The following is a 13,590-nucleotide window of genomic DNA, read 5'->3' as shown; positions in this document are numbered from 1 at the left end:
TATGGAGACTCCGTGTTGTTCCGCCGTTCCCTGCGCGCGTCCGCCGCCGCCCTCGCCCTTCTGTTGCCGTTCGCGGCTGCCTGCGGGGGCGACGCGACGGCCACGTCCTCGTCCGGCCTGTCCTCGGTGACCCTGCGTGTCGGCGCCACCGGCTGGAAGGGCGAGGAGGCGATCCTCAAGTTCGCGCACCTCGACGACACCCCCTACAAGGTCAAGTGGAGCCTGTTCCAGGGCGGTGACCAGCAGCTCCAGGCCATCCGCGCGGGAGCCCTCGACGTGGCCTCGTCCAGCGAGATCCCGCCGGTCTTCGCGGCGGCCGACGGCAAACCCAACTTCAAGGTCGTCGCCGTGCAGCGCGGCACGACCCTGAACCAGGAGGTCGTGGTCCCGGGGGGCTCCGAGGTGACCGACATCGCGGGCCTGAAGGGCAAGAAGGTCGGCTACGTCCAGAACACGACCGCCCACTACTTCCTGTACGAGCTGCTGAAGCAGGCGGGCCTGAAGTGGTCCGACATCGACGCCAAGCCGCTGCTGCCCAACGACGGTCTCGCCGCCCTGGGCGGCGGGAGCATCGACGCCTTCGCCTCGTACGGCACGTCGATCATCACCGCCCACCAGCAGGGCGCCACGACGGTCGGCTCCGGCAAGGACATCCTGTCCGGCAACTTCCTCTGGTCGGCGCGGGACAGCGTCCTCGAGAGCGCGGGGCAGCGGGCCGCCACGGCCGACCTGATCGCGCGGATCACCAAGGCGTACGCGTACGTCCGTGACGGCCGGCAGCACGAGTTCGCCAAGCTGATCGCCACCACCACCCACCAGCCCCTGGCCCAGGCGGAGAAGGACTTCCGCGCCCAGCAGGCGCAGCGGCCGACGCAGGCCCGGACGGTCGGCGACGACACGATCGCCTCGCAGCAGAAGGTCGCCGACGCGTTCGCCGAACTCGGCGCGCTGAAGTCGCCCCTGGACGTCAAGTCCTTCTGGAGCCGCGAGCTGAACACCGACCTGAACGCCGACCTGAAGAAGGCGCTGTGGCCACGGACCTGATATCCCGTCTCGCGGAACTGGCCCCCGGCTACGACCGGTCCGGCGCCTTTCCCACCGAGTCCCTGCGCGCCGTGCACGAGGCCGGGCTGCTCACCGCCACCGTCGGTGACCGGTACGGCGGCCGGGGCGCCGGCGTCGAGGAGACCGCGCGCATTCTGCACACGCTGGGGCAGGGGGACCCCTCGGTCGCCCTGATCGCCGCGATGACCCTCGCCACGCACAGCAGGCAGGCGGCTCAGCCGCACTGGCCGGACGAGCTGTACGCGCGCCTGCTCAAGGAGTCCGAGGAGCGGCCGGCGCTCGTCAACCACGCCCGCGTGGAGCCCGAGTTGGGCTCACCCGCGCGAGGCGGCCTACCCGCCACGCGTGCCCGGCGCACCACCGACGGCTGGTCGGTCAGCGGCACCAAGCGGTTCGTGACGGGCGCGGAGGGGCTCGCCTGGTTCCTGGTGTGGGCCACCACCGACGAGCCGGAACCACGGGTGGGCACGTTCCTGGTGCCGGGTGACTCTCCCGGCATCGAGATCACCGACCGCTGGGACCAGTTGGGGCTACGGGCCAGCGGCAGCCACTCGGTGACCTTCCGGGAGGTGGAAGTCCCGTACGAGCAGGTCATCGGGCTCACCCCGTACGGTCCGGCGGCCGAGCAGGACAACAGGGCCGGCGCCTCCCTCCATCTCCCGCTCGCCGCGCTCTACTTGGGCGTCGCACGGGCCGCGCAGTCCTTCTTCCACACCTTCGCCCACGAGCGGGTGCCCGCCAACCTCGGCCATCCGGTGGCCCGTACGGAACGCTTCCGACGGACCGCCGGAGAGATCGAGGTGCTGCTCGCCTCCGCCGAGCAGTTGGTGTTCGGCGGCGCCGCCCGGATCGACGCCGACGACACCGCGTACACCCCCGAACAGGCCCTGGGCGCACGCCTGCTGGCCGACCGGCACGGTGTACGGGCCGTGGAGCTGGCGGTCCGGCTGCTCGGCAATCCGGGCCTGGCGCGCGACAACCCCTTGGAGCGGCACTTCCGCGACATCCAGTGCGGCCCCGTGCACGCACCCCAGGAGGACATCTCCCTGCTGGCGATCGGAACGAAGGCACTGAACCCGTGACCGCACCCGCAACCACCGCGTCCGCGCAGCTCCTGGGCCTCCTGGCCCGTGACCTCGCCCCCGACCGGCTGACCACGGACCGGGCGGCGCTCGCCCCGTACGCCACCGACCGCTCCGGCACCCGGCCCGTCGGCAGTCCGCTGGCCGTCGTGCACGCCCGGCGCACCGAGGACGTGACCGTCACGCTCCGGCACGCGCACGCTCTGCGGGTGCCGGTGGTACCGCGCGGTGCTGGCACCGGTCTGTCGGGCGGAGCCTCGGCGGGCGAGGGCTCGCTCGTCCTGGACCTGTCCGGGATGAACCGGGTGCTCGAACTGTCGGCGGACGACCAGCTCGCCGTCGTAGAACCCGGAGTGATCACCGCCGACCTGGACCGCGCCGCCGCCGCGCACGGGCTGCGGTACGCGCCCGATCCGGCGAGCGCCGCCCTGTCCACGATCGGCGGGAACATCGCCACGAACGCGGGCGGTCTGCGCTGCGCGAAGTACGGGGTGACCCGGGACAGCGTGCTCGGCCTGGAGGCGGTGCTGGCCGACGGCACCGTGCTGCGGACCGGCCGCCGGACGGTCAAGGGAGTGACCGGCTACGACCTGACTGCCCTGGTCACCGGCTCGGAAGGCACCCTGGCGGTGATCACGTCGGCCACCCTGCGGCTGCGCCCGATCCCGGTGGCGACAGCCACCCTTGCCGCGTACTTCTCCTCGTTCGAGCGGGCCGCCGAGGCCTCCTACGCCATCACCCGCGCCGGTGTCGAGCCCGCGCTCGCGGAACTCGTCGACGGGCCGGTGCTCCAGGCGATCGACCCGGCGCTGCGGAAGCGGGGCGCGGCCCTGCTGCTCGTCCAGTGCGACGGCGCAGGCGCGGCGGCCGAGGCGGCGTCCGTCGCACAGCTGCTGAAGCCGCTGGCGACAACCGTGGAAACGACCACGGATCCCACCGAGGCCGAGGCGCTCCTGGCCGCCCGCCGACTGGCCCTGCCCGCGCTGGAACGCCTCGGACGACCGCTGATCGAGGACATCGTGGTGCCCCGCTCCCGGCTCGCGGAGGCGGCCGCGGAGATCCGGGCCATTTCCGCACGCCATGACGTGCCGGTCTTCACCATCGCGCACGCGGCGGACGGGAACCTCCACCCGATCATCGTCGTGGACCCGGCACTGCCGGGTCTGCCGGACGCGGCCTGGGAGGCGGCGGGCGAGATCTTCGCCCTGGCCCTGCGGCTCGGTGGCACACTCACCGGTGAGCACGGGGTGGGGGTGCTCAAACGGCAATGGGTGGCGGACGAACTGGGCCCCGCGGCACACGCGTTGCAGCGCAGACTCAGGGAGGCGTTCGACCCGCGGGGCATCCTCAACCCCGGCAAGTCGCTCTGAGCGGAGACGGTTCGCTCCCGGCGTACGGGAACAGCGAGCGGGACGCTCCCTGAACCCGGCGGGTGTGCCCGCGCTTCGCCGTCTAGAGGGGTGCCGGGGACGAAGCCCCCGGGATCAGCAGACGGGGGCTGCCCGTGCCGTTCGCGGGTACGGTCCACAGGTCGCTGCTGCCGATCTGGCCGTTGGTGGGCAGGGCGTAGGCGATCGTGCTGTTGTCGAGCCAGGTGGCCTGGTCGTCGACGCTGTGGCGTTCGGCGAGTGCCGTTTCCTTGAGGGTGGCGAGGTCGAGGACGTACTCGTGCCAGAGGGCCGTACGGGACAGGACCCGCTTCTTGAAGGCGACGCGTGTCCCGTCCGGGGAGAGCGAGGGGCACTCCACGTTCTCGATCAGGGTGGTGACCTTGCGCTCGGAGAGCGAACCCCGCACCAGATAGGTCTTGCTGCCGGTGTTGAGGGTGGCGTAGATGGTGTCGTTGTCGGAGGCGAAGGTGACGCCCCAGAAGTTGATGTCCGAGGCGCGGTACGGCTTGCCGTCCAGGACGACGGAGAACGTCTCCAGGCTGGGCGTCAGCTTCATGGTGCGGGTGTCCAGGACCGAGGTCCGGGTGGAGAAGAAGGCGGACGCGTAGGACTCGCCGGAGACGAAGACGGTCCAGGCGACGAAGCGGCCACTGGGGGAGACCCGGGCCCGGCTGGGGGCGCCCGCGAGCGGGTAGGTGCGTACGGTGCGCAGGTTCGCGTCCAGGAGCAGGGCGCGGTTGCTCTGCTTGAGGACCCCGGGGACGGACTGGAGACAGATGCCGGTGCCGGCCGCCGCGTAGAAGCGCGCGCACTTCAGGTCCGAGGCGGTCCGGCCCGCGCCGGGGTCGGCGGACGGGACCGAGGCGACCGCGGTGCGGTGCGGGCCGGCGGCGGCGTTGACGAACGTCAGGCGGCTCTTCTGGTCGAGTGTCAGCCTGCCCGTACTGACGGCGGGTCCGCCCGGCTGCGACCTGTTCGCCCGGTCCGCGCGGTCGGCGGCGTGCAGGACCACGCCGGTTCCCACGCCCGCGAGGACGAGGACTCCCGCGACGAGTACGAGCAGGCGGCGGCGCAGCGAAGTCATCCGGATCCTTGGGGCGTTGTGGCTGTGGTGGTCATCGGGTCTCACCGGCCGGCCGCAGCACCATGCCCGCGACGACCGCGCAGCACAGCAGACCGACCGCCGACCCGGCCAGCGCGGGACCGTCGCCCCACACCGTCCAGGCGGCGCCGAAGGCGAGGGAGCAGCAGAACCGGGCCAGCGCCTGGCTGGTCCCGACGATGGCGAGGCCGCTGGCGCGCAGTTGCTCGGGCACGACGTCGGCGAGAGCGGCCGGCAGCACGCCGTCGGTGGCCGCGTAGAACACGCCGTGCAGGGCGAGTACGAGGAAGGGCAGGGCCGGCGTGGCCGGGGCCCACAGCAGCAGGCCGTAGCCGGTGAGCAGACTGACGTGCCCGGCGAGGAACACGGTGCGGCGCCCGACCCGGTCGGCCAGCGTGCCGAAGGGCACGGCCAGCAGCAGGAACACGGCGGCGGTGCCCAGCGGCAGCAGCGGGAACCACTCGTCGGCGATGTCCGCCCGTCGTTGCAGGAGCAGGTAGACGAATGCGTCGCTGACCGTCGTCAGGCCGAGGAGCGCGGCGCAGAGGGCGAGCGCCCGCAGCCGGGGCAGCCGCAGCAGGGCCAGCGCCTCGCGTACCCGCACGGGCGGCCTGGTGTCGGCCGCGCCAGCTTCGTCCGCCCGCGTCTCCCGCCGTCTGCCCGGCACGAACAGCACCAGTACGAGCACACCGAGCACGGCGACGCACGCGCTCACGCCGAACACGGCGTCATAGCCGTCGGTCGCCGCGCGCAGGATGAAGAAGGCGGCCAGCGGGCCCAGCATCGCGCCCGTGGTGTCCATCGCCCGGTGCACGCCGAAGGCGCGGCCCTGCCGCTCGGGAGGTGTGGACAGGGAGATCATCGCGTCGCGCGGGGCGGTGCGCAGGCCCTTGCCGGTCCGGTCCAGGGCGAGGACCGTGCCGAGGGCGCCGATGCTGCTCACGAGCAGGAGCAGCGGCTTGCACAGCGCGGACAGACCGTACCCGAGCCCGGCCATCAGCTTGTGGTTGCGCACCCGGTCGGCGAGGTGGCCGCCGGTGAGCTGGACCAGCGCACTGACGCCGTTGTAGACACCGTCGAGGGTGCCGAACACCAGCGGGGTGAAGCCGAGCGTGGTGACGAGGTAGAGCGGCAGAACGGCGGTGACCATCTCCGAGGAGATGTCGGTTATCAGGCTGACCGAGCCCAGCACGAGCACCACCGGGGCGACCCCGCGCCCCGGGCCACGTCTTCGGCCCTGTTCGGTGTCCGCCTGTGCGGGGGCGGAACGGTCGGTGAGATACATGATCGAGAACTCCAGGTGCGGTGCTCAGTTCTGCCGGCTGCTCTCGTCCCGTAGCCAGGTGCCGAAGTCCTGTGCCCGGATGGCCTTTCGGGCCCCCCGCCGGGCGGCGACCGCCGCCGCGAGGAAGACTACGACACTGGGCAGGAGCTTCGGATCCCTGCGGACCAGGGCTTTCAGATCGGCCACGCTCGTGCGCGCCGAGGCTTCCTCCGGTCCCTGGTGCTGTTCCACCTGGGCGGTGGACACCGCGGCCCGGACGCGCCGTTTCATCAAGTCCCGCCAGGTGCGCGGCGGGTGGACCACGACACCGGCCCCGTCGACCACGAGCCGCTCCTGCGGGCCGAACGCGAGGGAGGCGGCCAGGTCGTCCGCCATCAGCGGCGGCAGGGCGGCGATCCTGGTGTGCCCGGCCTTGGAGACCGCGATGACGCCCCGGCCGAACAGCCCCTCGCGGACGGCGGGGAGTTGCTGCCACACCCGGTAGTAGGCGCGGACCCGCCAGGCGCAGCCGGCCAGCGGGATGCGCCGGTCTGGGGCGGTGGCGAGGACGGCGGAGGTGTCGTCGTCCAGGGGCTCGGTGAGGGCCCGGACGTCCGTGCCCGTGAGCACGACGTCGGCGTCCACGTAGAGGCGGGGGAAGCCGCGGGCGTGGTCGTCGCCCGCCCGCAGAGCGGCGTGCTTCGAGGGGGTGGGGATCTCGACCACCCTGACGCGCGGTCCGTACGCGGCCGCGATTTTCGCGGTGTCGTCCGTGCAGCCGTTGCATACAACGACGATGTCGGTCTCGTCCTCGGGGGAGTCGGCCACCAGCGAATCGAGGAGTCTGCCGATCACACGCGCCTCATTGTGCGCCGGTATCACGATGCTCGTCACGTGGGCAGTATGCCGTCAGTGTCACTAATGCGATGTGTGTTTCGTTCAACCGTTCCCGTCATTGCGTTTGGTGGTCTAGATTGAGTGCCGCCGGACCGGTTTGGGTGGGGAACTCGTCCTTGACTGCATGTCATGGTGCGGCTTTTTGCACGAATTTGAACTTGTAGTAAAAGCATGCTGGGGGGCATGAGGCGGTTGGGGAACCGCTGACGCTCCCTCGCTTTCCAGTGTCGCTGTGTGGAGGGCACTTCGAATCGGGGGGTAGCCGCGCATGTGGTGGGGGGAGCATGGCCATTGAGGTCACGCATGAGCAACTGGTTGCGGAACGCAGAACTCCGGAAGCTCGCCGAAGACGTTGGGATCGCAAATACCGGATCGCCCTGTTGGTCGCGGACGGCTTCGCCGCCGTTGCCGCGGCCTTCCTGATCCACGCGGTGTACGGCCGCTGGGCGGTGGCTCTGGTGCTGCCTCCTATGTGGATCGTCGTCATGATCGCCCACCGCTCCTACGACCGCACCGCCCTGGGTCTGGGAACCGAGGAGTACCGACGGGTGCTTCGTGGGGCCCTGGTGCTCCCGGCGCTGGCCGCGGTCGCGCACTACCTGGTCGCGCACGACGAGGGACTCCTCCATGACATGATCATGGCCACCGTACCGGTTGTCGTGATCGCCCTGCCGGGCCGGTACGCGCTCCGCCGCCGACTGCACCGAAGATGGGCGCGGGGCCGGGACCGGAGCACGACACTCCTGGTCGGGCCCTCCCGCGGCATCGTGGAGCTGGTCGCCGTACTGCGTCGCGACGGCGCTCAGGAACTGCAGGTCGCCGGGGTGTGCCTGAGCGATCCGAAGAACCGGACGGAGATCCACAAGCTGGGGCTTCCCGTCCTCGGCGGAGTCGGCGACATGGACGACGTCGTCCGGGTCATGGGCATCAGCACCGTGGTCGCAGTGCCGGTCCCCGAGGCCGACGCCTCCGTCCTGCGCCGGATGTCATGGACCGCGGCCGTGCAAGGGGTCGACTTCCTGCTGGCCCCCGTACTGACCGACGTGTCCGCGTCCCGGCTGGCGGTACGCCCCACCAACGGGGTGCCGCTGGTACGGATACAGGCACCCAACCTCACCCGGATCTCCCGGCTGCCCAAGGAACTCCTGGACCGTTCGCTCGCGGCGGTGCTCCTGGCCGTCCTCGCGCTGCCCCTGCTGCTGATCGCCCTGATCGTGCGGCTGGACAGCTCCGGGCCGACGCTGTTCAGACAGCAGCGGGTGGGCCGGTACGGCGACCACTTCACCATGTTCAAGTTCCGCACCATGCGACCCGACTCCGAGTCCCTCCGGGCGGAACTGGAACACCTCAACGAGAACAGCGACGGCCTGCTCTTCAAGGTGAAGCAGGACCCGCGCATCACCCGCGTCGGCTCGGTGCTGCGCCGCACGTCGATCGACGAACTCCCGCAGCTGATCAACGTGCTCGGCGGCCACATGTCGCTCGTCGGCCCCCGTCCGCCGCTGCCGGAGGAGGTCGAGGAGTACACACCGGAGGTCAAGCGCCGACTGCTCGTCAAGCCCGGCCTCACCGGGCTGTGGCAGGTCAGCGGTCGCTCCGACCTGCCCTGGGACGAGGCGGTCCGGCTCGATCTCGGCTACGTGGACAACTGGTCGATGGGACTCGACCTGGAGATTCTGGCGCGCACCGGGTCCGCTGTGGTGCGCGGAACGGGGGCCTACTGATGGACCGAGGGAAGAAGAGCCAAGTGACGCAGACCACCGAGCCGTTGGGGATCGCGGTCGTCGGGGCGGGCTACTGGGGCCCCAACCTCGTACGCAACTTCCAGGCCAGCGAGCAGTTCCGGCTGCGTTGGCTGTGCGACCTCGACGTGGACCGGGCCCAGCGGGTCCTCGGCGGTTACTCGACCGTCCAGGCCACCGCGGACTACGCGGCCGTCCTCGCCGACCCCTCCGTCCACGCCGTCGCCGTGGCCACGCCCGCCGGCACCCACCTCGACATCGCCCTGGCCGCCCTGCGCGCCGGAAAGCACGTCCTCGTGGAGAAGCCCCTCGCGGCGACCTACGCCGACGGAATGCGCCTGGTCACCGAGGCGGAGGAGCGCGGCCTCACCCTGATGTGCGACCACACCTACTGCTACACGCCCGCCGTGGGCCGTATCCGGGAACTGGTCCGCTCCGGGGAACTCGGCGAGATCCACTTCGTCGACTCGGTCCGCATCAACCTGGGGCTCGTCCAGAAGGACATCGACGTCATGTGGGACCTGGCCCCGCACGACCTGTCGATCCTCGACTTCATCCTCCCCGACAACGTCGAGCCGGTCGCCGTCGCCGCCCACGGGGCCGACCCGATCGGCGCGGGACAGGCCTGCGTGGCCTATCTGACGCTCCAGCTCAACACGGGGGCCATCGCCCACGTGCACGTCAACTGGCTGTCGCCGACCAAGGTCCGCACCACCATGGTGGGCGGCGCCAAACGCACGCTGATCTGGGACGACCTCAACCCCGCCCAGCGCGTGGCGATCTTCGACCGGGGAGTGGACCTGTCCGCGCCCCAGGAGATCGGTGCGGACGAACGCCGGGACATGCTCGTCTCCTACCGCTCCGGCGACATGGTCGCGCCCGCCATCGGCGAGAAGGAGGCGCTGCGCAGCATGGTCGACGAGTTCGGCGACGCGATCAGACAGCGCAGGGCGCCGCTGACCGACGGCCGGGCGGGCCTCAGGGTGCTGGACATTCTCGAGGCGGCGTCCCGGAGCCTGGAGTTCAAGGGCGCGGTCGTCGGCCTGCGTGCCGGACGTTGACGTTCCCATTCACTGAGAGGGCAGGGCAGTTGAGCAGCGTACGAGGCAAGAAGATCCTGGTCACCGGGGGAGCGGGCACCATCGGCTCCAACCTTGTCGACCTCCTGGCCGAGGGCGGCGCCCGCGAGATCGTGGTGCTGGACAACTTCGTCCGGGGCCGGAGAGCCAACCTCGCCAAGGCCATGCCCAGCGGGGTCGTGGAGGTCGTCGAGGGCGACATCCGGGACGCCGCCACCGTACGGAAGGTCACCGAGGGCGCCGACCTGGTGTTCCACCTCGCCGCGATCCGCATCACCCAGTGCGCGCAGGAACCCCGGCTGGCCAACGAGGTCATGGTCGACGGCACCTTCAACGTCCTGGAGGCGGCGGCCGAGGCCGGCGTCGGCAAGGTCATCGCCTCGTCCTCGGCGTCCGTCTACGGCATGGCCGAGACCTTCCCGACGACCGAGCGACACCACGCGTACAACAACGACACCTTCTACGGGGCGGCGAAGGCCTTCAACGAGGGCATGCTGCGCAGCTTCCACGCCATGTACGGACTGGACTACGTGGCGCTGCGCTACTTCAACGTCTACGGCCCCCGGATGGACATCCACGGCCTCTACACCGAGGTGCTCATCCGCTGGATGGAGCGCATCGAGGCGGGCGAGCCGCCGCTGATCCTCGGCGACGGCACCCAGACCATGGACTTCGTCGATGTCCGGGACATAGCCAGAGCGAACGTGCTGGCCGCCGAGTCGGATGTGACGGACGAGGTGTTCAACGTCGCCAGCGGCACGGAGACCTCGCTGCGCCAGCTCGCCGACGGCCTGCTGGAGGCCATGGGCGCGTCCGGCCTCGAGCCGGAGCACGGGCCCGCCCGCGCGGTGAACGGTGTGGTCCGACGGCTCGCCGACGCCACCCAGGCCGCCGAGCGGCTCGGCTTCACGGCGCGGATCGACATGCGTACGGGACTCAGGGACCTGGTGGAGTGGTGGCGTGCCGAGCGCGCCGCCGACGCCGCCGCCGCGGAGGCCGCCAAGTGAGCACCGACCGCATCCCGGTGATGATCCCCTGGCTCGGCGAGGAGGAGGCCAAGGCGGCCTCCGACGCGGTGCTGTCCGGGTGGGTCGCCCAGGGGCCCCGGGTCGCCGCCTTCGAGCAGGCCTTCGCGGAGCGGGTGGGCGCCGAGCACGGCATCGCCGTCAGCTCCTGCACCACCGCGCTCCACCTCGCGCTCGTCGCGCTCGGACTCGGGCCCGGCGACGAGGTCGTGGCGCCCTCGCTGTCGTTCATCGCCACCGCCAACGCCGTGCGCTACGTCGGCGCCGAACCCGTGTTCGCCGACGTCGACCCCGCCACCGGCAACCTGACCACGGCCACCGTGGACGCGGTCCGCACCCCCCGCACCAAGGCCGTTCTCGCCGTCCACCAGGGTGGCGTACCGGCCGATGTGCACAGCCTGCGCGCGGCCTGCGCCGACTGGGACCTGCCTCTCGTCGAGGACGCGGCCTGCGCCATCGGCTCGACCGTCGGCGGCAAGCCCGTCGGACAGGGCGCGCTGATCGCCGCCTGGTCCTTCCACCCCCGCAAGCTCGTCACAACCGGCGAGGGCGGCATGATCACCACCGACGACGCCGAGTGGGCGGTACGCCTGCGCCGGCTGCGCGAGCACGGCATGAACGCCTCGGCCGCCGAACGCCATTCGAGCAGCAAGCCGGTCCTGGAGAGCTACCTCGAGGTCGGCTACAACTACCGGATGACGGACGTCCAGGCCGCCATCGGCCTGGTCCAGCTCGGCAAGCTCGACGCGATGATCGCCCGCCGCCGCGAACTGGCGGCCCGCTACGACGCGTTGCTGCGGGACGTCCCCGGACTCACCCCCGTACGCGACCCGGAGCACGGGCAGAGCAACTTCCAGTCGTACTGGGTGCTGCTGGACGAGGACTTCCCCGTCGGCCGGGACGACCTGCTGGGCGCGCTCGCCGACGCCGGCGTCTCCGCCCGGCGCGGAATCATGGCCTCGCACCTCGAACCGGCCTACGAGGGTCACCCGAGCGCGCCCCTGCCGGTCACCGAGCGGATCAGCCGCGACTCGCTGATCCTGCCCCTGTTCCACACACTCACCGAGGACCAGCAGGACCGCGTGGTGGCGGCCCTGCGTGAACAGGCGCGTGGATGAGCGGACTGCTGATCATCGGCGCGGGCGGCTTCGCCCGGGAGACCGCCCAGGCCGTACGGGACGCGGGTGACATCGAGCTGCTCGGGCACCTCGACGACAACTCCGCCCTGCACGGCACCGAGGTGGACGGTGTGCCCGTACTCGGCGGCTGCGACCTGGTCCACGACCTGCCCGAGGCGCGGGTCGTGATCTGCGTCGGCAATCCCCGGGACTACGCGGCCCGCGCCCGGCTGGTCCGCAGGCTCGGCCTGTCTGCGGACCGCTACGCCACCGTGGTCCACCCGACGGCGTCGGTGTCGGCGACCTCGCGGGTCGGCCACGGCTCGGTGCTCCTCGCGCACTGCGTGCTGACCGCGGCCGTGGAGCTGGGTGCGCATGTCGCGGTGATGCCACAGGTCGTCCTCACCCATGACGACGTGGTCGAGGACTTCGCCACGATCACCTCCGGCGTCCGGCTGGGCGGGGGAGTACGGCTCGAGCGGGGCGCCTATGTGGGCTCCGGTGCCCTCATCAGGGAGGGCACGGTGGTCGGCGCCTGGTCGCTGATCGGGATGGGAAGTGCCGTGCTCGGCGATGTGCCGCCGGGCGAGGTCTGGGTGGGGAGCCCGGCCCGACGGCTGCGCGAGGCGGCGGCGCCCGCACTCGACGAACTGTTGACACAGCAACTGGGGGGACCAGTCGCATGAACCAGATTCCGCTTGTGGACCTCAAGGCGGCCCACGAGGAGGTCGCCGACGAGGTGAGGGCAGGGTTCGAACGGGTCCTGGCCAACACCGCTTTCATCGGCGGCGACGAGGTGCGGGCCTTCGAGCGCGAGTACGCCGACTTCGGCGGTGTCGCGCACTGCGTGGGCGTCGCGAACGGCACCGACGCCGTCGAACTCGCCCTGCGCGCGAGCGGGGTCGGGCCCGGCGACGAGGTCGTCATACCCGCCAACACCTTCATCGCCACCGCGGGCGCGGTGGCCCGGATCGGCGCGCGGCCCGTGCTGGCCGACTGCCTGCCCGACACCTACCTGCTCGACCCGCAGGCCGCCCTGGACGCGGTCGGCCCGGCGACCCGCGCGGTCGTACCGGTGCACCTGTACGGCCAGCTGGCCGAAGTGTCGACTCTGGCCGCCCAACTGCCCGACCACGTACGGGTCGTCGAGGACGCCGCCCAGTGCCAGGGCGCCACCCGCGACGGCCGGTCACCGGGCAGCGGCGGGATCGCGGCGACCAGCTTCTACCCGGGCAAGAATCTGGGGGCCTACGGCGACGCGGGCGCGGTGCTCACCGACGACGAGGAACTCGCCGGCCTGGTCCGCGCGATCGCCAACCACGGCGGCGTCGCCAAGTACCGCCACGACGTCCCCGGGTTCAACAGCCGGCTGGACGGGCTGCAGGCCGTCGTCCTGCGGGCGAAACTGGCGCGGCTCGCGGACGGCAACGCGGCCCGGCGGTCGGCTGCGGCCCGCTACGACGCGCTGCTCGCCGACCTGGTGTCCGCCGGGCGCGTCGTGCTTCCGGCCACCGCCGAGGGCAACCTGCACGTCTGGCACCTGTACGTCGTCCAGGTCTCCGGAGCCGACCGCGACGACCTCGTGGGCAAGCTCAACGCGGAGGGCATCGGCGCCGGGGTGCACTACCCCGCCCCCGTCCACCTCACCGAGGCGTACCGGCATCTCGGCCACGCCCGCGGCGACTTCCCCCACGCCGAGAAGGCGGCGGACCGGATCCTGTCGCTGCCGCTCTTCCCCCAGATAAGCCCCGACCAGCAACAACGCGTCGTGGACACGCTCGCCACCGCGCTCGACAGCTGATCGGCCCCCACATCCACGCTCCAC

General features: G+C 71.5%; 12 protein-coding genes. 9 read left to right on the top strand and 3 right to left on the bottom strand.

Annotated features, from left to right (window positions below; translation table 11 throughout):
• Positions 1-12 precede the first annotated feature (12 nt).
• From OG241_RS04520 to OG241_RS04510, 3 genes are read left to right on the top strand one after another with little or no spacing between them, the layout of a single operon-like run.
• Positions 13-1,044, top strand: coding sequence for an ABC transporter substrate-binding protein (locus OG241_RS04520; protein ID WP_405813784.1), 1,032 nt, complete (start codon positions 13-15; stop codon positions 1,042-1,044).
• Entirely contained in the window at positions 1,029-2,147 is a 1,119-nt protein-coding gene (locus OG241_RS04515; protein WP_405813783.1) for an acyl-CoA dehydrogenase family protein, read from the top strand. The genes OG241_RS04520 and OG241_RS04515 overlap by 16 nt, the downstream gene beginning before the upstream one ends.
• Positions 2,144-3,517, top strand: a complete 1,374-nt coding sequence (locus OG241_RS04510) for an FAD-binding oxidoreductase (RefSeq protein ID WP_405813782.1) — start codon at positions 2,144-2,146, stop codon at positions 3,515-3,517. The genes OG241_RS04515 and OG241_RS04510 overlap by 4 nt, the downstream gene beginning before the upstream one ends.
• Before the next feature lie 82 nt (positions 3,518-3,599).
• Here OG241_RS04510 and OG241_RS04505 read toward each other — a convergent pair whose 3' ends face one another.
• From OG241_RS04505 to OG241_RS04495, 3 genes are read right to left on the bottom strand one after another with little or no spacing between them, the layout of a single operon-like run.
• Entirely contained in the window at positions 3,600-4,622 is a 1,023-nt protein-coding gene (locus tag OG241_RS04505; protein ID WP_405813781.1) for a TolB-like translocation protein, read from the bottom strand.
• A gap of 31 nt (positions 4,623-4,653) precedes the next feature.
• Positions 4,654-5,925 carry an MFS transporter gene (locus OG241_RS04500; protein WP_405813780.1) on the bottom strand — a complete coding sequence of 424 codons (1,272 nt, stop codon included), beginning with the start codon at positions 5,923-5,925 and terminating at the stop codon, positions 4,654-4,656.
• Positions 5,926-5,949: 24 nt separating this feature from the next.
• Complete coding sequence (locus tag OG241_RS04495; protein WP_405813779.1) at positions 5,950-6,798, bottom strand: glycosyltransferase; 849 nt, start codon at positions 6,796-6,798, stop codon at positions 5,950-5,952.
• 287 nt (positions 6,799-7,085) lie between these two features.
• Between OG241_RS04495 and OG241_RS04490 the strand changes: the two genes are divergently transcribed.
• The 6 genes from OG241_RS04490 to OG241_RS04465 are packed head-to-tail and all read left to right on the top strand — an operon-like array spanning position 7,086 to position 13,566.
• Positions 7,086-8,525, top strand: a complete 1,440-nt coding sequence (locus OG241_RS04490) for a sugar transferase (RefSeq protein ID WP_405813778.1) — start codon at positions 7,086-7,088, stop codon at positions 8,523-8,525.
• Positions 8,526-8,548: 23 nt separating this feature from the next.
• Entirely contained in the window at positions 8,549-9,604 is a 1,056-nt protein-coding gene (locus OG241_RS04485) for a Gfo/Idh/MocA family protein (protein WP_405813777.1), read from the top strand.
• Between the two features lie 29 nt (positions 9,605-9,633).
• Complete coding sequence (locus OG241_RS04480; protein WP_405813775.1) at positions 9,634-10,629, top strand: NAD-dependent epimerase/dehydratase family protein; 996 nt, start codon at positions 9,634-9,636, stop codon at positions 10,627-10,629.
• A complete protein-coding gene (locus OG241_RS04475; RefSeq protein ID WP_405813774.1) occupies positions 10,626-11,765 on the top strand; it encodes a DegT/DnrJ/EryC1/StrS family aminotransferase in 1,140 nt (379 codons plus the stop codon). The genes OG241_RS04480 and OG241_RS04475 overlap by 4 nt, the downstream gene beginning before the upstream one ends.
• Entirely contained in the window at positions 11,762-12,451 is a 690-nt protein-coding gene (locus tag OG241_RS04470; protein ID WP_405813773.1) for an acetyltransferase, read from the top strand. Before OG241_RS04475 ends, OG241_RS04470 begins: the two co-directional genes overlap by 4 nt.
• Entirely contained in the window at positions 12,448-13,566 is a 1,119-nt protein-coding gene (locus tag OG241_RS04465) for a DegT/DnrJ/EryC1/StrS family aminotransferase (RefSeq protein WP_405813772.1), read from the top strand. Before OG241_RS04470 ends, OG241_RS04465 begins: the two co-directional genes overlap by 4 nt.
• The last annotated feature ends 24 nt before the right edge of the window (positions 13,567-13,590 follow it).

The sequence above is a fragment of the Streptomyces sp. NBC_01390 genome (assembly GCF_045040105.1).
In the GTDB taxonomy this organism is placed as follows: Bacteria; Actinomycetota; Actinomycetes; order Streptomycetales; family Streptomycetaceae; genus Streptomyces.
This window is presented reverse-complemented; position numbering and strand designations above follow the sequence as displayed.